The sequence below is a fragment of the Dyella lutea genome (assembly GCF_024158035.1).
Classification (GTDB): Bacteria; Pseudomonadota; Gammaproteobacteria; order Xanthomonadales; family Rhodanobacteraceae; genus Dyella_A; species Dyella_A lutea.
In genome coordinates this window covers 1-22,754 of the sequence record NZ_JAMZEK010000003.1, presented here as the reverse complement: position 1 = coordinate 22,754, position 22,754 = coordinate 1, and the positions used below count along the sequence as shown (strand labels likewise).

The following is a 22,754-nucleotide window of genomic DNA, read 5'->3' as shown; positions in this document are numbered from 1 at the left end:
GATGCCACTCCGGGAAAAGCTCTCCGGAAAGCGACCATCGACCAGCGTGAAAGCAAGGCCCGACGCCGCCTCACGGCGGCATTTAGCCTGCGTATTTTGCCAGCCGCGCCAATCCAGCCGCAACGCAAGACACCGTTTCCGGGAGCGTTCGAAATCGTGCAAGAGGTGGCCCCACCACCGCGCTTGTCGTCACCGGCCGGCGACCCGACATCACGGTGCGCACGATTCGACACGATCGCGTCCCGATGGGCCGGGAAGATCCGTGATGGCACGCCGCCATCGCATCGCAACGTCGCCTTGACCACGACGCGCGTACCATGACGCTATTACGCCCCGCGTCCGCCAGCCTCAAGCAATAAAGGAGTTAGCCATGCTGGACACCTACGCCACCCGCGACACCCTCACGGCCAACGGCACCACCTACCGGTTCGCCAGCCTGGCCAAACTGGGCCAGCGGTTCGACCTCAAGCGCCTGCCCTACTCGCTGAAGATCCTGCTGGAGAACCTGCTGCGCCACGAGGACGGCGTGACCGTGACCGCCAGGGAGATCGAGGCGGTGGCCACGTGGAAGGCCAAGGCCGAGCCGGACACCGAGATCGCCTTCATGCCCGCGCGCGTGGTGCTGCAGGACTTCACCGGCGTGCCCTGCGTGGTCGACCTCGCCGCGATGCGCGATGCCGTGGTCAAGCTCGGCGGCGACGCCACCCAGATCAACCCGCTGGCGCCGGCCGAACTGGTCATCGACCACTCGGTGCAGGTGGACACCTATGGCTCCGAGTCGGCGCTGGAAAAGAATGTCGAGATCGAGTTCGAGCGCAACCAGGAGCGCTACGCGTTTCTGCGCTGGGGCCAGAAGGCCTTCAACAACTTCAAGGTGGTGCCGCCGCGTACCGGCATCGTGCACCAGGTGAACCTGGAGCACCTGGCCCGTGTGGTGTTTGCCGGCGAGGTCGACGGCGAGCGCTGGGCCTACCCGGACACAGTGTTCGGCACCGATTCCCACACCACCATGATCAACGGCCTCGGCGTGCTGGGCTGGGGCGTCGGCGGCATCGAGGCCGAGGCGGCCATGCTGGGCCAGCCTTCGTCGATGCTTATTCCGCAGGTGGTGGGCTTCAAGCTCACCGGCAAACTGGCCGAGGGGGTGACTGCCACCGACCTGGTGCTGACGGTCACGCAGATGCTGCGCAAGCTCGGCGTGGTGGGCAAGTTCGTCGAATTCTTCGGCCCGGGCCTGAAGCACCTGGCGCTGGCCGACCGCGCCACCATCGCCAACATGGCGCCGGAGTACGGCGCCACCTGCGGCATTTTTCCGGTCGACCAGGAAGCGCTGAACTACCTGCACCTGTCCGGCCGAAGCGACGAGCAGATCGCCCTGGTCGAGGCCTACGCCAAGGCCCAGGGCATGTGGCACGACGAGCACGCGGTGGAGCCGGAGTTCACCACCACGCTGGAACTGGACTTGGCCGACGTGAAGCCCTCGCTGGCCGGCCCCAAGCGTCCGCAGGACCGCGTGCTGCTGGAAGGCGTGCAGAAAAGCTTCCACGACGCGGTCGGCGGACTCACTGCCAATCGCAGGAAAAAGAACGGCGACGCCGCAGGCTTCCAGAACGAGGGCGGCTCGGCGGCCATCGGCAACGAGGCCAACAGCCTGGGCGAAGGCAGCGTGCGCGTGAGCAAGGGCGGTGACACCTTCGACCTGAAGGACGGCTCGGTGGTGATCGCCGCGATCACCTCGTGCACAAACACCTCCAACCCGGCCGTGATGCTCGGCGCCGGGCTGGTCGCGAAAAAAGCCGCCGCCAGGGGCCTGAAGGCCAAGCCCTGGGTGAAGACATCGATCGGCCCGGGATCCAAGGTGGTCACCGACTACCTGGAGAAGACCGGCCTGCTGAAGGAGCTGGAAAAGGTCGGCTTCTACATCGTCGGCTACGGCTGCACCACCTGCATCGGCAACTCCGGCCCGCTGCCGGCGGAGATCAGCAAAGGCATCGGCGAGGGCGACCTGGCCGTCGCCTCGGTGCTGTCGGGTAACCGCAACTTCGAAGGCCGCGTGCATCCGGAGGTGAAGATGAACTACCTGGCCTCGCCGCCGCTGGTGGTTGCCTACTCGCTGGCCGGCACGCTCGACATCGACCTGACACGCCAGCCGATCGGCCAGGATCGTGACGGCAAGGATGTGTTCCTCAAGGACATCTGGCCGAGCAACCAGGAGATCTCCGACACCATCGCGGGCGCGATCAACCCGGCCATGTTCGAGAAGAATTACGCCGACGTGTTCAAGGGCGACAGCCGCTGGAACCAGATCGCCTCGCCTGACGGGGCGGTCTACCAGTGGAACGATTCCACCTACATCAAGAACCCGCCGTACTTCGACGGCATGACGATGGAACTCGATGCAATCGAGGACATCCACGGCGCACGCGCGCTGGGCCTGTTCGGGGATTCGATCACCACCGACCACATCTCGCCGGCCGGTTCGATCAAGAAGGACAGCCCGGCGGGCCGCTTCCTCATCTCGAAGGGCGTCGACCCGAAGGACTTCAACTCCTACGGCTCCCGTCGCGGCAACGACGACGTGATGGTGCGCGGCACCTTCGCCAACATCCGCATCAAGAACCTGATGCTGGACGGGGTCGAGGGCGGCTACACCCTGCACGTGCCGTCGGGCGAGCAGATGGCGATCTACGACGCGGCGATGAAGTACAAGGAAGAGAAGACCCCGCTGATCGTGCTGGCCGGCAAGGAATATGGCACCGGCTCGTCGCGCGACTGGGCCGCCAAGGGCACCCTGCTGCTGGGCGTGAAGGTGGTGATCGCCGAGAGTTTCGAGCGCATCCATCGCTCCAACCTGGTCGGCATGGGCGTGCTGCCGTGCACCTTCAAGGCGGGTGAGAACGCGCAGTCACTGGGCCTTACCGGCAAGGAGTCGTTCGAGATCACCGGCCTGGGCGGCGGCGAGTCGAAGGAAGCCAAGGTGGTGGCCACCGCCGCCGACGGCAGCAAGAAGGAGTTCACCGTGAACGTGATGCTGCTGACGCCGAAGGAGCGCGAGTTCTTCCGCCATGGCGGCATCCTGCAGTATGTGCTGCGCCAGCTGGCCAGCAGAAAGTCGGCCTGAGCACCCGGGCTGTCCGCCCCGGCAAAACGCCGCCTCCGGGCGGCGTTTTTCTTTCTTCCGGCTCAGCGCTACCGCGGTCGCGACCAGGTGGCCGCGTAACAGACCCAGTCACCACCTTCCCGGCGCCATGCGCTCTCGACCCGGTAGATACCCATATCGGAAGGCAGCAGACGGCCGCCACTGGAGAGCGTCACGGTGAATGTCACCAGGAAACGATCGCCACGCGGCTCGACCGACATCGGCCCCATCAGCACATGGATGGTCTCGCCCCGCAGCCGCGCCAGGCGCAGCAGATCGACCAGTTGCCGGCGATCGAACTGTCCCCGGTTGCCGGTGAAATCCTCACTCAGCCGATCCCGGAAAGCCCCCGCGTCGACCGCCTCGGCGGCATGCTCCGCCGACGTCACCGCATGCCGCACCGCTTCCTCGGCGGGGACTCGATGACACCCGCCGAGCACCCCGGAAACGACCGCGACAAACAGCAGGAAAAGGCATCGGTGCAGGCGCATGCGGAAGGCTTCCGGGTCGTTGCGGCGCGGCTTGCCGCTATACGCGAGCGTATGCTCCAATGCCGCGTCATGTCGATGACCGGCCGCGGCAGGCGGTTGTCCGTTTCCAGGAGCGCAAGGATCACCATGAGCAAAGAGCGTCCGTGGCTTGACCACTATCCGGAGGGCGTCCCCGCCGAGATCGACCTGGGTGCCTACGCATCCGTCGTCGCGGTGCTCGAGGAGGCCTTCGGCAAGTTCAAGGAGCGGCCGGCTTTCGCCAGCTTCGGCAAGCAGCTCAGTTACGGCGAGATCGACGCGATGAGCGCGAAGTTCGCCGGTTATCTCTCCGGCGAGCTCAAGCTGTCCAAGGGCGACCGCATCGCGATCATGATGCCCAACGTGCTGCAGTATCCGGTGGCCCTGTTCGGCGCGCTGCGTGCGGGGTTGGTGGTGGTCAACACCAACCCGCTCTATACCGCCCGCGAGCTCAGGCACCAACTGGAGGACTCCGGCGCCAAGGCGATCGTGGTGCTGGACAATTTCGCCTCGACGGTCCAGCAGGTGGTCGCCGAGACCCATGTCGAGCACATCGTCACCACGGGCGTGGGCGACCTGCTCGGCGGCCTCAAGGGCATGCTGGTCAACACGGTGGCCAAGCACCTGAAGAAAATGGTGCCGGATTACCACCTGCCACAGGCCGTGCGCTTCAAAGAAGCCCTGGCGCGCGGGGCTCACCATCCGCTGCCGAAAGTCGCGCTCGGCCACGATGACCTGGCTTTCCTGCAATACACCGGCGGCACCACCGGCGTGGCCAAGGGCGCCATGCTCAGCCACGGCAACATGGTCGCCAACATGCTGCAGGCCGGCAGCTGGATCGGCCGGAATGCGAAGGAGGGTGAGGAGGTCATCATCACCGCCCTGCCGCTCTATCACATCTTCTCGCTGACGGCGAACGGCCTGGTGTTCATGCGCCTGGGCGGCATGAACTGGCTGATCACCAATCCGCGCGACATGCCCGGGTTCGTCAAGGAGCTGCAGAAGTCGCGCTTCACCGCGCTCACCGGCGTCAATACGCTGTTCAACGGCCTGCTCAACACGCCCGGCTTCGCCGAGGTGGATTTCTCGCGCCTGCACCTGACGCTGGGCGGTGGCATGGCGGTGCAGCGCGCCGTGGCCGAACGCTGGAAGAAGGTCACCGGCTGCACCCTGGCCGAAGCCTATGGCCTCACCGAGACATCGCCAGCCGCCTGCATCAACCCGCTCGACCTGAAGGAATACAACGGCTCGATCGGCCTGCCGATCCCGTCCACCAACGTGGCGATCTGGTCGGAAGAGAACCAGCCGCTGCCGGTCGGTGAAGTGGGGGAACTGATGGTGCAGGGCCCGCAGGTGATGAAGGGCTACTGGCAGCGCCCCGAGGAGACCGCCAAGGTGCTCGACAAGGATGGCTGGCTGCACACCGGTGATATCGCCCGGATGGACGAGAACGGTTACTTCTACATCGTCGACCGCAAGAAGGACATGATCCTGGTGTCCGGCTTCAACGTGTATCCGAACGAGGTCGAAGACACGGTGATGCAGCACCCTGGCGTGTCGGAAGTCGCGGCCGTGGGCGTCCCGGACGAACACTCGGGCGAGGTGGTGAAGCTGTTCGTGGTGCGCAAGGACCCGAACCTCACCGCGGAGGCCCTCAAGGAGTTCTGCCGCGAGAACCTCACCGGCTACAAGCGGCCGAAACTCATCGAGTTCCGCGACGACCTGCCCAAGAGCAACGTCGGCAAGATCCTCAGGCGTGAGCTGCGAGACGACAAGAAGCCGGCCCCCGCGCACTAGACCGGCCAGGCGCCGTTGGATGCAAGAACGCCCGCGTGACGCGGGCGTTTTCCTGTGCAGCGCCGCGAACCGGTTCCGCTCAGTTGTTCCACTGCTCCAGGATGTCGGCGTAACCACCGAGCAGATTCCACAGCGGCACCTGCTTGTCCTCGGGAATCCGGGAATACGCATAACCGACATGATGGTCGGAAATCCGCGCCACCGTCGCCTCCAGGTGGATGTGCAGGTCGCTGCCGAAGATCATGTCCAGCACCCACGGCTCCCCCAGCTCGCCGGACCAGCCCAGAGGGCGCCGCACCAGCAGGCCAGTGGCCGAAATATCCACCAGTTCGCTCGGATGCGACTGGTCTCCACGACTCATCAGCACCGTCGTCTCGATGCGCATCCTGGCCGGGCGCAGATGTTCCTCGCCGAAGCCCGTCGCATTCTTGTCTACTGCCATCATGCTCCCTCGCTTGCCCCGTCCCCCGGAGGCCTGATTCCCTCGCACCGAAAGGCCCGGGAGGACCTGCCGGTGAAGAATGTTCCCGACGCGCGCGGGCCCCGATCCGGCAGGATCGTATTGGGGCACGAAGTCCACGCAGGGACAAGCGGGTGAAGCAAACGATGTGCCAGAACCGAAATCAGATCCGCTATTCGCGCCAAATGGCCATCGAGGCAGCACCGGCGACCATGACAAGCCGGGCCCCAGTGCCAAGGATGGACGATCAGCGGCACATTGCGCCCAGATGACGCGATGGCCGCCCGGCTGCTGGACTTGCGGCAAACCAGCCATTACCCTGTGGGCCATTCGTGGGATTAATACAGGGCGCCATCCTGCCGGCGAGGCAGTGGAGAGCGCCCCGAGAGCCACGTTCGATGCTCTCCGCCGACCGACTGACATGCCTGTAGCGTTTCCGACGCCCAACGGCACGTGCGCCTCGACCGTGGCTCATATCCCGGACCGGACGCCCAGCGGTTGGTCGCGACCCGTCCGATGATTCCCCAGGGGTATCGCCGGGCATTCGCGACCAAGGCAACAGCCAGGCCGGGCATCTGCAGCAGGAGCGTTTCCACACAGCGCGGCTACGTCGGCGCGTGCAAGCCCCGTATCCCTCGGCGCGAGCCGGATGGACGGGTCCGGTTCCAATCGTGTGCAATCCCCGTCCTTTCGGGCGGTGGCCCAACGACATGCATTGATGAGCACTGAGCCAAGCGAGCCTCAGACAACCAGTCAAGCGGACGTGTTCGCGTCGATGCCGCAGCAGCAGGAGATGCCGCTGGCGATCGTGCGCGGCGAGCCGATCCTGCAGATGCCGCAGGACCTGTACATTCCGCCGGACGCGCTGGAAGTCATCCTGGAGGCGTTCGAGGGCCCGCTGGACCTGCTGCTTTACCTGATCCGCCGGCAAAACCTGGACATCCTGGACATCCCGGTCGCCGAGATCACCCGCCAGTACATGGCCTACATCGAGCTGATGCGCGATGTGATGCGGCTGGAGCTGGCGGCCGAATACCTGCTGATGGCCGCGATCCTGGCCGAGATCAAGTCGCGGCTGCTGCTGCCGCGGCCGCCGGCCGAGGAAGGGCTGGAGGAAGACCCCCGCGCCGACCTGGTGCGCAGACTGCAGGAGTACGAGCGGTTCAAGAAAGCCGCCGAGGACATCGACGCCCTGCCCCGCGTGGAGCGCGACACGATGCCAGTGCAGGTGGACGCGGGCGAGCGCACGGTGATCCGCCTGCCGCCCCCGCTGGACCTCAAGGAAATGCTGCTGGCGCTCAAGGACGTGATGCACCGCGCCGAACTGTTCGGCCATCACGCCATCAAGCGCGAAGCGCTGAGCGTGCGCCAGCGCATGGGCGAGCTGCTGGGCAAGCTGGAAAGCATCAGTTTCCAGCGCTTCGAGACGCTGTTCGATCCGACCGAGGGCCGGCTCGGCGTGGTGGTGACCTTCCTGGCCATGCTCGAACTGGCCAAGGAAATGCTGATCGAGATCGTGCAGGAAGCGCCGCTGGCGCCGATCTACCTCCGGGCCAAGGCCGACGCGGGCGACTACCAGGACGCCACCGACGACGACGCCCCGCCCAACGATGAATCCGCCGGAGAAGCCTCCGCCTATGAGTGACAACCAGGAACTCGCCAGCCCTGTCCGCGACGAACCGGTCCGCCAGGAGCCACTCGGCATCGAACAGCTCAAGCCGATCGTCGAAGCCGCCCTGCTCGCCTCCAGCAACCCGCTGACGATGGCGCAGCTGGTCGAGTTGTTCGGCGAAGAACACGAAGTAACCCGCGAGCTGGTCGCGCGCACGCTCGAGGCGCTGGCTGGCGACTGCGAGGGGCGCGGCGTGGAGCTGAAGGAGATCGCATCCGGTTTCCGCTACCAGGTGAAGCAGGCCGTGCACCCCTGGCTGTCTCGGATGTGGACCGAGCGGCCCAGCCGCTACTCCCGCGCCCTGCTGGAAACCTTGGCACTGATCGCCTACCGCCAGCCGATCACCCGCCCGGAGATCGAGCAGATCCGAGGCGTGGTGGTGTCCTCCAACATCATCAAGACGCTGGAGGAGCGCGACTGGATCCGCGTGGTCGGCCACCGCGACGTGCCGGGCCGACCGGCGCTGTTCGGCACCACCCGTGCATTCCTGGACTACTTCAACCTGAAATCGCTGGACCAGCTCCCGCCGCTGTCCGAGATCCGCGACATGGAAGACCCGCAGCTGCGCTTCGAGCCCGAGCCGCTGCCGGCACGTGTGGTGAAGGACCTGCCGATCGATCCCGAGGCCGAAGCGCAGGCCACCACCAGCGTCGAGGATGCCGATCCGGCGCAACCGGCCGATGCCACCGCAGCCAGGGACGACATCGACCCGGCCGCGGATTTCGACGTTCACGATCTCGCCGAAGCCGCCAACCCGACGGGCATGGAAGAGGCCGCAAACGATGACACCGAGAACGTCGCCACGGCCCCCGATGGCGCCGAAGAAGAACCTGTGTCCGCCGCGGACCTGCGCGACGGCACTCCGCCAGCCCCCGACGGGCTGTCCACCGAACCGACCACTGCCGACGAGGCAGCGATCCCCGCGGACGCCGGCGACGGCGACACCGACAAGCATTCCTGAGGAGTCACGCGCATGACTGCGCCGCAGAAATCCCTACTTACCCTCAAGCGCCCCGCACGGGCCGAAAACGAACCCGCACTGGAAGAGCGCCTGCACAAGGTGCTCGCGAACGCCGGCCTCGGCTCGCGGCGCATGCTCGAGCAGCGCATCCATGCGGGCGAAGTCGAGCTCAACGGCCAGCCGGCCGCCATCGGCGCCAGCGTGCATGCCGGCGACCGCGTGGTCATCGACGGCAAGCAGTTCGTCGTCGCCACCGACAACCGCGACGAAACCGAGGTGCTGGTCTACCACAAGCCGGAAGGCGTGATGACCACCCGGGACGATCCGGAAGGTCGCCCCACCGTGTTCGAGGAGCTGCCCCGCCTGAAGGGCGCGCGCTGGGTCGCCGTCGGCCGGTTGGACATCAATACCACCGGCCTGCTGCTGCTCACCACCGACGGCGAGCTGGCCAACGCGCTGATGCATCCCAAGAGCGGTCTGGAGCGCGAGTACCTGTGCCGTGTCCATGGCGAAGTACCCGACGAGATCATCGAGAAGCTCAAGTCCGGCGTCGAGCTGGAGGACGGTCCCGCCCGCTTCGACGACATCGCGGTGATCAGCCGCGGCGGCAGCCACAGCTGGTTCCGCGTGGTGATCCGCGAGGGTCGCAACCGCGAGGTGCGTCGCCTGTGGGATTCGCAGGGCTTCCTGGTCAGTCGCCTCAAGCGCATCCGCTACGGCAACGTGCAGTTGCCGCGCGCCCTGCGCCGGGGCGACTGCGAATCGCTGGGCGAGGACGCCGTGAAGGAGCTGCGCAAGCTCACCGGCCTGGGCGCGCCCCAGCCGGTCTTGACGCTCAGCCCGGTGCTGCACCAGCGCCGCGCCCCGCGCCACGTCACCGAATACCGCCCGGAGCGCGGTGCCGCCACCGCGTGGAGCAGCGCCGCCGCAGACGAAGCACGTGAACTGCGTGCGTTCGACCGCATCCGCGACGAGCCGGCCCGCGGCAAGGGGCGTCGCCCCGGGCGCGAGGTGAACGGCAACGTCGCCCGCCCGGAACGCCCGGGCCAGCCCCGCAAGAGCCGCAACAAGCGCGGCGTGGCGCCCGGCCAGGAATTGCCCTCGGTGCGCACCTGGTTCGCCGGTGAGACCCGTGACGGCCAGCCGGCCAGCGGTGGCCAGGGCAAGCCCGGTGGCGCCAAGCGCCGTCGCGGCGGCGGTGGCGTGGGTGCTGCCGGCACGGCGGCTCCCTACAGCGGCTTCGGCGGCGAAAAGCGCGGCCCCGGCGGCAACCGTGGCAACAACGCGGGTAGCCGTAGCAATGCAGGCAATCGCGGCAATGCCGGCAACCGTGGCCCCCGGCCGGGTGGCAACAGTGGCGGCGGTCGCGGCGGCAAGCGCCCCGGCGGCAACCGCGGCGGCAATCGCTGACGGATCCGAGTCGTCCGCGGCTACAGACGAAAAAGCCGCCCGAATGGGCGACTTTTTCATGATGGCGTCTAAACCGTGCCGCGCGAACGCTACTGCTGCAGTGCCTTGGCCGTGGCCGGATCGAGCTTGCCGGTCACGTCCAGCCCCCGAATGCGCTGGAAGCTGCTCAGCGCGGACGACGTGCCCGGGCCCGGACGGCCGTCGATGCGACTCTTGTAGAGACCGAGCGACGCCAGCTTGCGCTGCGCATCCCGGAGCGAGAGGCCCGCCACATCACCTTCGCCCGACGGAGACTCGCCATCCACGGAAAGGGCGCCCCCGGTTCCCAGTCCACCGGACACGTGCTGCGGCGCATATTCGCGCACTGCCTTGACCATCTGGTTGTAGGAGTCGAGGAAAGCCGCCGCGATCACCTTGCCCTGTGGCGTCTTGGCGTACGCACCGGCCGCGCCGACGGCACCCGCCCCACCGAACAGCCCCCCGAACCCGAAGTCCGTGTTCTTCGCGCTGCCCTGCGCGATCGCCACCTGCACGCCCGACCGGGTATCGGTGAGCATGAGCGTGGTGGACGCTTCGCTGGTCTTCATCGAGCCGACCACCGCCCCGACCAGCGCACCGTAAGGCACCAGCCCGGCCAGACCTGCCGCCCCGCCGCCCGTACCCTGCGAGAACTGGATGTTCGGCGTCACCACGTAGTCGGCGGCCACCATCTGGTGCGGCCGCAGGTTGCTGCTCGAACGCAATTCACCGGAAGCGGCCAGGTCGCGCTCGCGCATCATGGAGGTCATGCCGCGACCGCGATCGACCACGACGAAGCAGTTGCTCTGCTGGATCATCAAGCGGATCAGCGGCGTGGTCGACGGCAGGTGGTACTGCTGGGTCAGCATGGCGTACCAAGGCTCGCCCTCATCCTCCTCCACGGCCAGCGTCCCCAGCGGCTTCGGGCAATGCTCGAGGGTCGGATTGGCGTTCTTGCTGTTGGCGCCGCCGGCCGACCCGGCGACCGGGTTCTTGCCACCGCCGGTCTGCAGGGTCGAGCAGCCGGCTAGGCCCGTGAAGGCAACGATCGCAAGGGCAAGAGCGCCCTGCTTGAGAGAGTCAATTCTCATGATTACTCCATGATGGAAACGAGTGGGAGGAACGGAGGGAGCGTCGAACCACCGAACCCCTCCGCGCGGGCCAAGACCATCCGTCCCCGTCGCGCGGGGAGCCATGTACGGAAGGTTCGGGATAGCCGCAACGCGGACCGGTCCGGCCCTGGCGGCGGCGACCTAGCGTGCCGGTCCGCCGTCGGGCGGCATCGGCGGAACGTCGACGACGTGGTACGTGATGGGCGCGCGCGACGGCGCCCGCATGAACTCGTCCTTGAGCATTGGTTTGCATCCCCTGGCTTTGCGCCGGCGGCCAAAGCGCACTTGCCGTGCCCCGGTTCCGCCAGACGCCGCGCAAGGCTACGGGCCGGAGATGCGGCGGATCAAGCGCAAAAGGTGGAGGAAATCACCTTTTTCCGCGCCTCGCTCATCGTCGCGCGATGACCCGACAGGCGTGCCGAGAAATCCCCTACACGCCCATCATCCTTCACGACAGCAGTTGGAACGCGTCGGCATCCATCCAGGCGGGAAAGCGCTCGCGATGGGCGAGCAGTGGCGCCGGATCGATGCGCACGGTCGCCACCTGCTCCTGCGCACCCAGCTCGATCAGCGGCTCTCCCACCGGATCCAGCACGGCGCTGTCGCCCGCATACGGAAGATCGTTGCCGTCCATGCCCACGCGGTTCACGCCGATGACGTAGCTGAGGTTCTCGATCGCGCGGGCGCGCAGCAGCGTGCGCCACGGCTGCCGGCGCGGCGCCGGCCAGTTGGCCACGAACAGCGCCAGGTCGTAGTCCATGCCACCGGTTGCCTGTTCGTTGCGGCCATTGCGCAGCCACACCGGGAAACGGAGGTCGTAGCAGACCTGCGGCAGGATCCTCCAGCCCTTCAGCTCGACGATCAGCCGCTCGCGGCCGCCGCCGTAGCGAGTGTGCTCGCCGGCCATGCGGAACAGGTGGCGCTTGTCGTACTGCTGCAGGTCTTCCTGCGGGGTCGCCCACAGCAGCCGGTTGTAGACCGTGTCGCCTTCGCGGATCGCCAGGCTGCCGGTGATCGTCGCGCCGACCTCGGTGGCCAGCGTGCGCAGCCACGCCACGCCCGGGCCGTCCATGGTCTCGGCGCTGACGCGGGTATCGTTGCTGAAGCCGGACAGGAAGGTTTCCGGCAGCACGAACAGGTCGGTCGTACCTGCATGCGCGCGCACCAGCCCGCCGTAGTACTCGCGGTTCGCCTCGGCGTCGTGCCAACGCGTGGCGCCCTGCACCAGCGTGACGGTGAGCGGCTGCAGCGCGCTCACAGTCGCACCAGGCGTTCGACCGCCTGCTCCAGCGTGGCATCGCTCTTGGCGAAGCACAGCCGCGCGAGCCGGGTGCCCGGCGGCGTGGCGCAGAACGGCGTCAGCGGGATCGCCGCCACGCCACCCTCGCGCACCAGCCAGTGGCAGAACGCGAGGTCGTCCTCGTCGCGGATCGCCGAGTAGTCGACCAGCTGGAAGTAGCCGCCCGGCACGTCGAGCAGCTTGAAGCGCGACGGCGCCAGCAGCGCGCGGAACCGGTCGCGCTTGGCCTGGTAGAACGCCGGCAGCTCCAGGTAGTGCTCCGGGTGACTCTCCAGGAATTCGGCGAAGGCGACCTGCGCCGGATGGAAGGTGCAGAAGGTGACGTACTGGTGCACCTTGCGGAATTCGTGGCTCAGCGCGGCCGGCGCCACCGCGTAGCCGACCTTCCAGCCGGTGCAGTGATAGGTCTTGCCGAAGCTGGACACCACCACGCTGCGCGCGGCCAGTTCGGGATGGCGCAGCACGCTCTGGTGGGCGACGCCGTCGAAGACGATGTGTTCGTAGACCTCGTCGGACAGCACGATGATCCCGGTGTCACGCAGCAGGTCGGCCAGCTGGTCCAGGTCGTCGGCCGACAGCACGGCGCCGGACGGATTGTGCGGCGAGTTCACCAGGATCATCCGCGTGCGCGGCGTGATCGCGTCGCGCACGCGCTGCCAGTCGATCGAAAAGCTGGGCGGGGTCAGCGGGATGTGCACCGCCCGCGCACCCTGCAGGTCGATCGCTGGCTCGTAGCAGTCGTAGGCCGGATCGAACACGATCACCTCGTCGCCCTGGCGCACCAATGCCGCGATCGCCGAGAAGATCGCCTCGGTGGCGCCGGAGGTCACCGTGACCTCGGTGTCGGGGTTCACCGCATGGCCGTACAGGCGCTCGGTCTTGCGGGCGATCGCCTCGCGCAGCGGCGCCAGGCCGATGCCCGGCGCGTACTGGTTGCGCCCCTCGGCCATCGCCCGGGCGACCGCCTCGCGCAGCGCCTGCGGCGGTTCATAGTCGGGGAAGCCCTGCCCCAGGTTCACCGCCTTGTGCTCCGCCGCCAGTTGGCTCATCACGCTGAAGATGGTGGTGCCGACGGCGGGAAGCTTGCTGGTTATCTGCATGTGTCTGGTGTCTGTGCGTTTGGATGGCTAAACGTCGATGCTAGCACGCGTCACACGGCCGGCGCCTTCGGCTGGTGGCCCGTGCAGATGTCGCTCTCGCGCCGCGCCGCGGCCGGCAGGCGCTCGGCAAGGAACTCCACCAACGCGCGCACGCCCGGCAGCTGTCCGCGCCGGCTCGGGTAGACGAAGTGCATCATGCCTTCCGGCGCACTCCACTCAGGCAGCAACACCTCCAGTTCACCGCGCGACACCGCCGGGGCGCAGACGAACTCCGGCAGCATGGCCACGCCCGCGCCGCGCTGGGCCGCCGAGAGCAGCATGGCGAAATCGCCGCAGACCAGTCGTGGCTGGATGTCCACCACCACCCGCTCGCCGGCCGCGTCGATCAGCTCCCAGCTCTGCGCGCCGTCGTGTTCCTGCATCGACAGCGCCGGCAGCGCGGACAGTTCCTGCGGCGTGGACGGGCGCCCTTGCTCGTCCAGCAACCGGGGACTTGCCACCGGCAACACGCGGGACTGACCGAAGGTACGCGCCACGAGGGTCGCGTCGGTGTCCAGCTTGCTACGCACGCGGATGGCCACGTCGACCCCTTCGCTGATCACGTCCACCCGCCGGTTCGACGCCATCACGCGCACCTGCACTTTCGGATACTGCAGCAGGAAGTCCGGCAGGACGTCCGCCAGCATGGTCTGGGTCAACGATACCGGGCAGCTCAGCCGCACCATGCCGCGCGGCTCGGCACGCAGCTCGTCCACGGCGTCCTGGGCCGCCTGCGCCTCTTCCAGCACGGCCCGGCAATGACCGTAGAAGCGCTCGCCCACCTCGGTCACCACGAAGCGCCGCGTGGTCCGCTGCAGCAGGCGCACACCCAGGCGCTCCTCCAACTGCGCGATGCGCTTGCTCAGGCGCGACTTGGGAATGCCCAGCGCCCGCCCTGCAGCCGAAAAGCCCTTGTGTTCGACCACGGCAGCGAAGAAGTAGAGATCGTTGAGGTCCTGCAGAGTACCGGTCAATGGATACATCATCGTTTCCCTTTTGAGACTATTCGTCCCGAAATACCCATCTTATTCATTAATTGTTTCCAATCTATCGTTACATCCAGCGCCGGAACGCCCGGCAGTGGCATGAAAACGAGGATTCCCATGAACGTCCTGCATCTCGATACCAGCGCCCTCGGCGGCCATTCCGTCTCGCGCCAGCTCACCGCCTCGATCGTCGCCCAGCTCCGGCGCGACGGTGTGGCCAGCACCGTTGCCTATCGCGACCTTGCCGCCGAGCCGCTGCCGCACTGGCAACCGCACGCCGACGCCAGCAGCGAGGCTGCCCAGAAGGACGAAGCCGTACTGCAGCAGTTCCTGGCCGCCGACATCGTGGTGCTCGGCGCGCCGATGTACAACTTTTCCATTACCAGCACGCTGAAGGCATGGCTGGACCGCGTCATGGTGGCCGGCCGCACCTTCCGTTACGGCCCCAATGGCCCCGAGGGGCTGGCTGGTGGCAAGCGCGTGGTGATCGCCTCGTCGCGCGGCGGGATCTACAGCCAGGGTCCGGCCGCGGCCATGGACTTCCAGGAAAACTATCTGCGCACCGCGCTGGGCTTCATCGGCATCACCGACCTGGAGTTTGTCCGTGCCGAGGGCGTGGCGATGGGCGACGAGGCCCGTCAGAAGGCGCTCGAGCAGGCCCACGCGAGTATCGGCCAGTTGATCCTCCGCAAGGCGGCCTGACCCCCCGCTGTGTACTCCCGTCGGCGCCGCGGACAAGGCGTCGCCGACGGCTGGCGGGCCGCATCCGGACGTGCCCGTCCCGGCGGATCGCCAGCCCGTCGATGCAACCGGCACGAGCCTCGATCCTCCAATCCCAACGCGCATTCACCAGATCCCCGCACCGGTCGGCAGCCCGCTGACCGCTGGTGCTGCCAGATCCGCCGCGCCCGCATGGACGACCCGGGCGCCTGGGCACCCCGCCCACGCACCGTAACGGTATGGCGCCGCGATCCGCGCCCGCAGTCCCACGCCCGCCCCCTTTCGAGACAACGGCACCGACGCTTCACGCCCGGGCTTCTCCCGTGTGGCCCGGGCCATCGCACCGTCCAGGCGCCAAACCGGGGGCAACGGCATGAGACCCCGTTTGTCCCGGGCTCCCTGACGCCCGCAATCCTGCCGCGCCGTCCATCAACGCCTTGCTCGCCCCCGGACCGACCCACCGGGACCTCCCCGGCCAGCCGAAGAACCGGGAATCCCGCCCCTGGCACCGAACGCGAGAGGCCGACCGCAACGGCTCCCGCGGGTGAAACGGCGCAGGCTCGCGGTTTTCGGCATAGGCCATCAGTCATGTTGTGAATTTCGATGCGATCTATTGACGGTTCGAAATATGGTGTTATAGTTCACTACAACACCGGTCCACGAGATCACTAAAGGAGACTCGTCATGAAAGCACCGAACCTGCTCGCGCTGTCCGCCGCCGTCCTGATCACCGCCGCCAGCCTCGCCGCCGTCAACCACAGCATCACCGTCGTTCCGGTGGCCGAGATCAACGGCGTCAAGGTAATCGACCTGGCCCCCGTCAACGTCACCCCATCGGCCGAGGAAATGCGTGCCGCCGCGCTGACCGCCGTCACCGAGATGACCGGCCAGCCAGCTCCGGGCGGCCTGGGCGTCCGCGCCGAAGCCGACCTGCCGCTGATCGGGGCGCCGATGGCCATGCCCTACTATTCGTTCGGCAACAAGCTCGGCCGCATCAGCACCAAGGAATAACTTCATGACCATCACCTGGAACGACAGCGTCCCGATCTACCGCCAGCTGCGCGAACGCGTGGTGGCGATGATCCTGGACGGCGCCTTGAACGAGGGCGACCCGCTGCCGTCGGTACGCCAGGTGGCAGCGGATTTCCAGATCAATCCGCTGACCGTCTCCAAGGCCTATCAGGAGCTGGTCGACGATCAACTGGTTGAAAAAAGGAGGGGGTTGGGCATGTTCGTCAACGATGGAGCGCGCGAGGCACTGCTCAAGTCCGAGCGCGAGCGCTTCCTGCGCGAGGAGTGGCCGACCCTCTTTGCCCGGTTGCAGCGGCTCGGGCTCGACCTGAAAACCCTGTTGCGAGAAGCCGGCGACGGCACGGAGAAACCCGTATGAACGCCGTGATCACCGCGCGCGGCCTGCGCAAGCATTACAAGAACACGATCGCCCTGGACGACGCGAGCTTCACCATCCCGGCCGGTCGCATCGTGGGCCTGATCGGCCCGAACGGCGCCGGCAAGACCACCGCGCTGAAGGCCATCCTCGGGCTGACCCCGTTCGAAGGCGAGCTGCACGTGCTGGGGCTGGACCCGCGCACCCAGCGCAACAAGCTGATGGAGCAGGTCTGCTTCATCGCCGACGTGGCCGTGCTGCCGCGCTGGATGAAGGTGCACGACGCGATCGACTTCGTCGAGGCGATCCACCCACGCTTCGACCGCGCCAAGTGCGAGGCCCTGCTCAAGCGCACCAAGCTCACCCCCAACCAGCGGGTGAAGCAGATGTCCAAGGGCATGATCGTGCAGCTGCACCTGGCCCTGGTGATGGCGATCGACGCCCGCCTGCTGGTGCTGGACGAGCCGACGCTGGGCCTGGACATCCTCTACCGCAAGGAGTTCTACCAGCGCCTGCTGGAGGACTACTTCGACGAGGACAAGACCATCATCGTCACCACCCACCAGGTGGAGGAGATCGAGCACATCCTCACCGACCTGATGTTCATCCGCGACGGCAAGATCGTGCTGGACACCGACATGGACGCCATGGGCGACCGCTTCGTCGAAGTGATGGTGAGCGCCGACCGCGCCGAAGCCGCGCGCGCCCTGCGTCCGATCGACGAGCGTACCGTGTTCGGCAAGAGCATTTTCCTGTTCGACGGCGCTGACCGGGCCGTGCTGGAGGGTCTGGGCGAAACCCGCCGGCCGTCCGTCAGCGACCTGTTCGTCGCCACCATGAAGGGGACTTACCAATGAAAACCTTCCTCTGGCTCGTCAAGCGCGAGTTCTGGGAGCACCGCGGCGGCTTCCTGTGGGCGCCGGTGATCACCGGCGGCGTGTTCCTGCTGCTGAACCTGATGGGGATCATCACCGCCGAGGTGATCGGCGCCCGCCACGGCATCAATTTCGGCGCCAGCGGTGAATTGCACAAAGTGATGTCGCAGATGGATGCCGGCGACATGAGCAAGGTCGGCATGGCGCTGGACGTCGCCATGTACTCCTCGATGGCGATCATCACCGTGGTGCTGGGCTTCGTGGTGTTTTTCTACTGCCTGGGCGCCCTGTACGACGACCGTCGTGACCGCAGCATCCTGTTCTGGAAGTCGCTGCCGATCTCAGATACGAGCACGGTGCTGTCGAAGCTGGTCAGTGCCACCGTGCTGGCCCCGGTCATCGCGGTACTGGCTGGCATCGTCGCGGGCTTCGCCCAGTTGGTGATCGTGGCGATCACGCTGTCCTTCCACGGCGTCAACGTGTGGCAGTTGCTCACCCTGGCCCACCCGTTCCGAGTCATGGGCAACCTGCTCGGCTACATCCCGGTCTACGTGCTGTGGGCCCTGCCCTCTGCCGGCTGGCTGCTGCTGTGCTCGGCCTGGGCGCGGACCAAGCCCTTCCTCTGGGCGGTGGTGCTGCCGGTGGCTTCGGGCCTGCTGATCAGCTGGTTCGGCATCATGGGCCTGTTCAACCTGCCGACCAGTTGGTTCTGGAAGGAAATCGTGGTCCGCGGCCTGTTCAGCGTGTTCCCCGGCGGCAGCTTCACTGCCTACAACGGCAGCCCGCATGCGCTGACCATCAACGGCGAGAGCGGCCTGGACATCATGAACCTCAGCCGCAGCTGGGCCGCGATCGGAACGCCCAACCTGTGGATTGGTGTGGTGGTCGGCGCGGGCCTGATCGCCGGTGCCATCTGGTTCCGCCGCTGGCGCGACGACAGCTGACGCAAGTTCTCCCCGTTGTGGCGGCCGCGAGGCCGCCGCGTTTTCTCTCCCGGCAACGGACCTCCGGAGTACCCCATGAATCCCGTGCGACTCGTTCCCCTGGCCCTGGCCGCGCTACTGCTGATCGGCTGCGATGGACAGGGTGACCACTTCACCCTGGTATCCGCCGGCAACACCAGCATCGAGAACGGCGCCATCCGCGTTGCCCACGAACGGGTCACGCTGCGTGCGGACGGCGCCCCCCGGGCAACCATCCACGCCAACGGCGACTTCGCGGTGGACGGCAAGCCGATCAATCTGACGCCCGCGCAGCGCGCCTTGCTGGTGCAGTACTACGCGGACGCCTCCGCCGTACGCGAACACGGCCTGGCGACCGGCAAGGCCGGTGCGGCGGTCGCCGGCGAAGCGCTCAAGGGTGCCGTGTCCAGCATCGCTGGTGGAGACGGCAAGGCCGTCGAGGACCGCGTGCAGGCGCAGGCCGACAAGGTCAAGCAGTCGGCCATGAAGATCTGCGACGACATGGCCGGCATCCGTGCCGTGCAGGGCCAACTGGCCGACCAGCTACCGGCCTTCAAGCCCTACGGCAACCTGATCACCGCAGCCAGCGTGGACGAGTGCCGCAAGGACGACAACGACTGACCCACCCGCCGACCGCACGATTGCGGTCGCCGCTCCATCACGAACAGGGAGGCTTTCCATGAAACGCAATGCAGTCACCGCAGGCCTGCTGGCCCTGGCACTCACCCTGCCCCTCGCGGCGTGCGGCCACACCGACCAGACCGACTCCGCCGCTTCCAGTGCCTCCAGCGGCCTGGCCGACGCGGCGAAAGAGGTCCAGCAGAAGACCTCGCCCTCGTTCATCGCCGAACAGGTGCAGAAGGGCATCGACCAGGCCAAGCGCGAACTGGTCACGCAGGACATCGACATCAGCGACGTCCACGTCAACGTCGGCGACGACCACGACGAGCCCCACGACCAGGGCAACCGGCCCAAGGCGGTGATCACCCCGCAGGGCGACCTGGTGATCGCCGGCAAGACCGTGTCGGCCACGCCGGAACAGCACACCATGCTGCTGGACTATCGCCAGCAGATCATCGGTGTCGCCGAGGCCGGCATGGACATCGGCGCCAGCGGCGCCGCCATCGGTACGCAGGCCGCCAAGGAAGCCATCTGGGGCGCACTGACCGGAAAGAGCGACAAGGACATCGAAGCGCGGATCAAGCCACAGACCGAGCAGATCAAGGCAGCTGCGCTAAAGCTGTGCGGACGCATGCCCGAGCTGCTCACCTCGCAACAGAAGCTGGCCGCGTCGATGCCGGAGTTCCGCCCCTACGCCACCATGACGCAGAAGGACGTGGACGACTGCGGCAAGAATATCCACGACGACAGCGACAACGACTGACCAACCTGCCGCAGGAAGCACCCCGGCCACGGGGGCATGGCCACTTCATGGAGAGATCCACATGCGTCATATCGCGCTGACCGCCGCATTCGCCCTGGCCACTGCACTGGCCGCCCCCGCCCATGCCGGCTGGTACGTCAGCATGCACGGCACCGCCGAGAGCCTGACCTGGAAGGGAGCAAACGGCCAGGCCCTCGACCTGTCCTCGAAGGACGGCAAGGGCGTCGTGGTCGACCGGATCGCACCCGACGGGCGCGATGGCCTGCACGCGGGCGACCGCATCACCACCGTCGACGGCCAGTCCGTCGCTCATGTGAAGGACCTGGTGACCTATGCCAACGCACACATGCAGGATCCGGCGAAGCTCTCGGTCCGGCGGGGAGGGCACACGATGGATGTCGCGCTCGCCGCCGGCGAACTGGGCGCGCTGGTGCACCCGCACCCCTGAGCGGGTTCGCCGGCCCGCTCGGAGTTCCGTCCAGTCGCCTCTCGATGCAACGGGGGCACGCATGAATCGAAACCGTCGCCGGACACGACTGGTCGGCCTGTTTTCCCGGCGAGTGACGGTGGTCGCATCGCTTCGGTCGAGCCAGTTACCCAGAAGCTCATTCGGTCGCAGCAGTACCGTCGCGAGCATCGCCGGCCGGGCGACGCTGTCCCAGCTCAGGTTTTCGCCGACACGGCATGCAGCGAATTGCCTGCCTCCATGGCACTCGCGAAGCTTCCCACTACCCACGCGCCAAGGCTCGCCGGAGCGCCGTTGATGACTTCACTGTTGCCACGCACGCGGCGGCGGCCGGCAAGCGCCTGCCAGGTACATCTCGTCGCCAACCAGGGCGTGAGCTGCTTCCTTTTCCAACTATCGGAGATTCACCATGGATGGCACCACCAGGCAGTCACTGGAACATTGGCGCGCTCCCGTTCAACTGAAGCTGGCCGCACTGTGGACGTCGGTGATGTTCTGCTACATCTACGGCGACTACTTCGGTCTGTTCGTGCCGGGCACGCTGAAGGCCATGTTCAACGGCCAGATGGGTTCACTGGGTCCGACCACCCAGGGCGTATTGCTCGGCACGGCGGCACTGGTCACCTTTCCCGCGCTAATGGTGTTCCTCTCGCTTGCACTCAGGCCCGCAATCAACCGGCCTCTCAACATCCTGCTCGGGCTGGCCTACACCGTCATCGTGATCCTGTTCATGCCGGGCGGGTGGCTGTTCTACGAGGTCATGGCAGTCGTCGAGATCATCCTGCAGCTGCTGGTGGTCTGGTATGCGTGGCACTGGCCGCGCGGCACGATGAGCAGTTGAGCCAAGGCGTAGCGGGTATCACCCGTAGCAGGCTCACTCGCCGTGTATGCCGCCCCGGGTCAGGGCCAGGGGATCGAGCAGCTTCTGCAATTCGGCCTTCGACAAGCCGGTGGTTTCCAGCGCCACGTCAATGATCGGGCGCTTCTGCCGGTAGGCCTGCTTGGCGGTCGCAGCGCCCTTCTCGTAACCGATCACCGGGTTCAGCGCGGTGACCAGGATCGGGTTCATCGCCAGCGCCTCGTCCACCCGCACCTTGTTCACCTTGAAGCCGTCGACCGCCTTGTCCGCCAGCAGGCGCGACACGTTGGCCAGCAGGCCGATCGACTGCAGCAGGTTGTACGCGATCACCGGCAGCATCACGTTGAGCTGGAAGTTGCCGGACTGCCCGGCGATGGTGATGGTGGCGTCGTTGCCAATCACCTGCGCGGCCACCATCGCCGTCGCCTCCGGAATCACCGGGTTCACCTTGCCCGGCATGATCGATGAGCCCGGCTGCAGCGCCGGCAGTTCGATCTCGCCCAGCCCTGCCAAAGGACCTGAATTCATCCAGCGCAGGTCGTTGGCGATCTTCATCAGCGCCACCGCCAGCGTCTTCAGCGCGCCGGAGAGCTCCACCGCCGCGTCCTGCCCCGCCATGCCCTCGAAGCAGTTGTCGGCGGACTCGAACTTCACCCCGCCGAGCTTCTTCAGCTCCTTCGCCACGGCCGCGCCGAACTTCGGATCGGCATTGATGCCGGTGCCCACCGCCGTGCCGCCCTGCGGCAGCCGGCGCATGCGCTTCAACGCATCTTCAACGCGCTCGATCGCCGCACCAATCTGAGCCGCCCAGCCGGAGAGCTCCTGACCGAAGGTGATCGGCATCGCGTCCATCAGATGGGTGCGGCCGGTCTTGGCCACGTTCTTCAACTCGCGTGCGCGGCGCTCGATGGTCTTCTTCAGGTGCTTCAGCGCCGGCAGCAGGTCTTCTGTCGTCATCAGCGTGGCGCTGACGTGGATCGCGGTGGGGATCACGTCGTTGGAGCTTTGCCCGTAGTTCACGTGGTCGTTGGGGTGCACTTTGCTGCCGGCCTTGGCGGCCAGATGCGCGATCACCTCGTTGGCATTCATGTTGGTGCTGGTGCCCGAGCCGGTCTGGAACACGTCGATCGGGAACTGGTCGTCGAACTGTCCGTCCGCCACCGCCAGCGCGGCCTTGCGGATCGCCGCCGCCTGGCCCTTCTTCAGATGCCCCAGCGCGAGATTCGCCTCCGCCGCCGCGGCCTTGATCAGCCCCAGCGCGCGAATGAAGCCGCGCGGCAGGGTCAACCCGGACACCGGGAAATTCTCGATCGCCCGCTGCGTCTGCGCGCCGTACAGCGCGTCGGCGGGCACCCGCAGCTCGCCCATGCTGTCGTGTTCGATGCGGAATCCGCTCATGGCAACACTCCCTGAAAAGACCGCTGCACTATAAGCGCCTGCCCGTAAGCACGGCGAAAACATCCCGCCGGACGACCCCGTAGATACCGTCTTACTTACCCCCCGACAAGGGCACGATTGGGATCGAACGGCAGGCCGGAACGCACCACTCCCCAAGCGATATGCAGCAGCTTGCGCATGGCTGCGCCCAAGGCCAGCTT

The 22,754-nt window shown here is 66.8% G+C and carries 21 protein-coding genes; 14 read left to right on the top strand and 7 right to left on the bottom strand.

Going from position 1 to position 22,754, the window contains the following annotated elements:
- The first annotated feature begins 370 nt into the window (after positions 1-370).
- Entirely contained in the window at positions 371-3,121 is a 2,751-nt protein-coding gene (acnA, locus tag NC595_RS12220) for an aconitate hydratase AcnA (protein WP_253566867.1), read from the top strand.
- Positions 3,122-3,189: 68 nt separating this feature from the next.
- Here acnA and NC595_RS12215 read toward each other — a convergent pair whose 3' ends face one another.
- Positions 3,190-3,690 carry a nuclear transport factor 2 family protein gene (locus tag NC595_RS12215; RefSeq protein ID WP_253566865.1) on the bottom strand — a complete coding sequence of 167 codons (501 nt, stop codon included), beginning with the start codon at positions 3,688-3,690 and terminating at the stop codon, positions 3,190-3,192.
- 66 nt (positions 3,691-3,756) lie between these two features.
- Between NC595_RS12215 and NC595_RS12210 the strand changes: the two genes are divergently transcribed.
- Positions 3,757-5,445 (top strand): AMP-binding protein, encoded by a 1,689-nt coding sequence (locus NC595_RS12210; RefSeq protein WP_253566863.1) that lies wholly within the window; start codon positions 3,757-3,759, stop codon positions 5,443-5,445.
- A 79-nt stretch (positions 5,446-5,524) separates the two neighbouring features.
- Here the strand turns inward: NC595_RS12210 and NC595_RS12205 are convergent, their stop codons facing one another.
- Entirely contained in the window at positions 5,525-5,890 is a 366-nt protein-coding gene (locus NC595_RS12205) for a PilZ domain-containing protein (protein ID WP_017463169.1), read from the bottom strand.
- 733 nt (positions 5,891-6,623) lie between these two features.
- On the opposite strand from NC595_RS12205, the gene NC595_RS12200 reads away from it, so the two are divergent.
- The 3 genes from NC595_RS12200 to NC595_RS12190 are packed head-to-tail and all read left to right on the top strand — an operon-like array spanning position 6,624 to position 9,948.
- Positions 6,624-7,550, top strand: coding sequence for a segregation and condensation protein A (locus NC595_RS12200; RefSeq protein WP_253566861.1), 927 nt, complete (start codon positions 6,624-6,626; stop codon positions 7,548-7,550).
- Positions 7,543-8,538 carry an SMC-Scp complex subunit ScpB gene (scpB, locus tag NC595_RS12195; protein ID WP_253566859.1) on the top strand — a complete coding sequence of 332 codons (996 nt, stop codon included), beginning with the start codon at positions 7,543-7,545 and terminating at the stop codon, positions 8,536-8,538. The genes NC595_RS12200 and scpB overlap by 8 nt, the downstream gene beginning before the upstream one ends.
- A gap of 12 nt (positions 8,539-8,550) precedes the next feature.
- On the top strand, positions 8,551-9,948 hold the full coding sequence (locus NC595_RS12190) for a pseudouridine synthase (RefSeq protein ID WP_253566857.1): 1,398 nt from the start codon (positions 8,551-8,553) through the stop codon (positions 9,946-9,948).
- Positions 9,949-10,037: 89 nt separating this feature from the next.
- Here NC595_RS12190 and NC595_RS12185 read toward each other — a convergent pair whose 3' ends face one another.
- From NC595_RS12185 to NC595_RS12170, 4 genes are all read right to left on the bottom strand, one after another.
- Positions 10,038-11,057, bottom strand: a complete 1,020-nt coding sequence (locus NC595_RS12185) for a peptidoglycan-binding domain-containing protein (protein WP_253566855.1) — start codon at positions 11,055-11,057, stop codon at positions 10,038-10,040.
- A 469-nt stretch (positions 11,058-11,526) separates the two neighbouring features.
- A complete protein-coding gene (locus NC595_RS12180) occupies positions 11,527-12,336 on the bottom strand; it encodes an amidohydrolase (protein WP_425493123.1) in 810 nt (269 codons plus the stop codon).
- Entirely contained in the window at positions 12,333-13,478 is a 1,146-nt protein-coding gene (locus NC595_RS12175) for a pyridoxal phosphate-dependent aminotransferase (RefSeq protein WP_253566853.1), read from the bottom strand. The genes NC595_RS12180 and NC595_RS12175 overlap by 4 nt, the downstream gene beginning before the upstream one ends.
- Positions 13,479-13,528: 50 nt before the next feature.
- Complete coding sequence (locus NC595_RS12170; RefSeq protein ID WP_253566852.1) at positions 13,529-14,500, bottom strand: LysR substrate-binding domain-containing protein; 972 nt, start codon at positions 14,498-14,500, stop codon at positions 13,529-13,531.
- A 120-nt stretch (positions 14,501-14,620) separates the two neighbouring features.
- Here NC595_RS12170 and NC595_RS12165 point away from each other — a divergent pair, with 120 nt between their 5' ends.
- The 9 genes from NC595_RS12165 (at position 14,621) to NC595_RS12125 (ending at position 21,138) form a co-directional block, all read left to right on the top strand.
- Positions 14,621-15,205, top strand: a complete 585-nt coding sequence (locus tag NC595_RS12165; RefSeq protein WP_253566850.1) for an FMN-dependent NADH-azoreductase — start codon at positions 14,621-14,623, stop codon at positions 15,203-15,205.
- A 702-nt stretch (positions 15,206-15,907) separates the two neighbouring features.
- On the top strand, positions 15,908-16,234 hold the full coding sequence (locus NC595_RS12160; RefSeq protein WP_253566849.1) for a hypothetical protein: 327 nt from the start codon (positions 15,908-15,910) through the stop codon (positions 16,232-16,234).
- A 4-nt stretch (positions 16,235-16,238) separates the two neighbouring features.
- Positions 16,239-16,613 carry a GntR family transcriptional regulator gene (locus NC595_RS12155; protein ID WP_253566848.1) on the top strand — a complete coding sequence of 125 codons (375 nt, stop codon included), beginning with the start codon at positions 16,239-16,241 and terminating at the stop codon, positions 16,611-16,613.
- The gene (locus NC595_RS12150; protein ID WP_253566847.1) at positions 16,610-17,467 is read left to right on the top strand and encodes an ABC transporter ATP-binding protein; all 858 of its coding nucleotides are present in this window, start codon (positions 16,610-16,612) and stop codon (positions 17,465-17,467) included. The genes NC595_RS12155 and NC595_RS12150 overlap by 4 nt, the downstream gene beginning before the upstream one ends.
- Positions 17,464-18,429, top strand: a complete 966-nt coding sequence (locus tag NC595_RS12145) for a hypothetical protein (protein WP_253566846.1) — start codon at positions 17,464-17,466, stop codon at positions 18,427-18,429. Before NC595_RS12150 ends, NC595_RS12145 begins: the two co-directional genes overlap by 4 nt.
- A gap of 75 nt (positions 18,430-18,504) precedes the next feature.
- Positions 18,505-19,068, top strand: a complete 564-nt coding sequence (locus NC595_RS12140; RefSeq protein ID WP_253566843.1) for a DUF2884 family protein — start codon at positions 18,505-18,507, stop codon at positions 19,066-19,068.
- Between the two features lie 58 nt (positions 19,069-19,126).
- Complete coding sequence (locus NC595_RS12135; RefSeq protein WP_253566841.1) at positions 19,127-19,831, top strand: YggN family protein; 705 nt, start codon at positions 19,127-19,129, stop codon at positions 19,829-19,831.
- A 61-nt stretch (positions 19,832-19,892) separates the two neighbouring features.
- A complete protein-coding gene (locus NC595_RS12130) occupies positions 19,893-20,279 on the top strand; it encodes a PDZ domain-containing protein (protein ID WP_253566839.1) in 387 nt (128 codons plus the stop codon).
- A 427-nt stretch (positions 20,280-20,706) separates the two neighbouring features.
- The gene (locus tag NC595_RS12125; protein ID WP_253566837.1) at positions 20,707-21,138 is read left to right on the top strand and encodes a DUF6326 family protein; all 432 of its coding nucleotides are present in this window, start codon (positions 20,707-20,709) and stop codon (positions 21,136-21,138) included.
- Positions 21,139-21,171: 33 nt separating this feature from the next.
- Here the strand turns inward: NC595_RS12125 and NC595_RS12120 are convergent, their stop codons facing one another.
- Complete coding sequence (locus tag NC595_RS12120) at positions 21,172-22,554, bottom strand: class II fumarate hydratase (RefSeq protein WP_253566835.1); 1,383 nt, start codon at positions 22,552-22,554, stop codon at positions 21,172-21,174.
- Positions 22,555-22,754 lie beyond the last annotated feature (200 nt).

Bases quoted from the DNA above. Each gene is read 5' to 3' on its own strand.
- acnA (WP_253566867.1), top strand. From the start codon at position 371: ATGCTGGACACCTACGCCACCCGCGACACCCTCACGGCCAACGGCACC.
- NC595_RS12210 (WP_253566863.1), top strand. From the start codon at position 3,757: ATGAGCAAAGAGCGTCCGTGGCTTGACCACTATCCGGAGGGCGTCCCC.
- NC595_RS12205 (WP_017463169.1), bottom strand. From the start codon at position 5,890: ATGATGGCAGTAGACAAGAATGCGACGGGCTTCGGCGAGGAACATCTG.
- NC595_RS12200 (WP_253566861.1), top strand. From the start codon at position 6,624: ATGAGCACTGAGCCAAGCGAGCCTCAGACAACCAGTCAAGCGGACGTG.
- scpB (WP_253566859.1), top strand. From the start codon at position 7,543: ATGAGTGACAACCAGGAACTCGCCAGCCCTGTCCGCGACGAACCGGTC.
- NC595_RS12190 (WP_253566857.1), top strand. From the start codon at position 8,551: ATGACTGCGCCGCAGAAATCCCTACTTACCCTCAAGCGCCCCGCACGG.
- NC595_RS12185 (WP_253566855.1), bottom strand. From the start codon at position 11,057: ATGAGAATTGACTCTCTCAAGCAGGGCGCTCTTGCCCTTGCGATCGTT.
- NC595_RS12175 (WP_253566853.1), bottom strand. From the start codon at position 13,478: ATGCAGATAACCAGCAAGCTTCCCGCCGTCGGCACCACCATCTTCAGC.
- NC595_RS12170 (WP_253566852.1), bottom strand. From the start codon at position 14,500: ATGTATCCATTGACCGGTACTCTGCAGGACCTCAACGATCTCTACTTC.
- NC595_RS12165 (WP_253566850.1), top strand. From the start codon at position 14,621: ATGAACGTCCTGCATCTCGATACCAGCGCCCTCGGCGGCCATTCCGTC.
- NC595_RS12160 (WP_253566849.1), top strand. From the start codon at position 15,908: ATGAAAGCACCGAACCTGCTCGCGCTGTCCGCCGCCGTCCTGATCACC.
- NC595_RS12155 (WP_253566848.1), top strand. From the start codon at position 16,239: ATGACCATCACCTGGAACGACAGCGTCCCGATCTACCGCCAGCTGCGC.
- NC595_RS12150 (WP_253566847.1), top strand. From the start codon at position 16,610: ATGAACGCCGTGATCACCGCGCGCGGCCTGCGCAAGCATTACAAGAAC.
- NC595_RS12145 (WP_253566846.1), top strand. From the start codon at position 17,464: ATGAAAACCTTCCTCTGGCTCGTCAAGCGCGAGTTCTGGGAGCACCGC.
- NC595_RS12140 (WP_253566843.1), top strand. From the start codon at position 18,505: ATGAATCCCGTGCGACTCGTTCCCCTGGCCCTGGCCGCGCTACTGCTG.
- NC595_RS12135 (WP_253566841.1), top strand. From the start codon at position 19,127: ATGAAACGCAATGCAGTCACCGCAGGCCTGCTGGCCCTGGCACTCACC.
- NC595_RS12130 (WP_253566839.1), top strand. From the start codon at position 19,893: ATGCGTCATATCGCGCTGACCGCCGCATTCGCCCTGGCCACTGCACTG.
- NC595_RS12125 (WP_253566837.1), top strand. From the start codon at position 20,707: ATGGATGGCACCACCAGGCAGTCACTGGAACATTGGCGCGCTCCCGTT.
- NC595_RS12120 (WP_253566835.1), bottom strand. From the start codon at position 22,554: ATGAGCGGATTCCGCATCGAACACGACAGCATGGGCGAGCTGCGGGTG.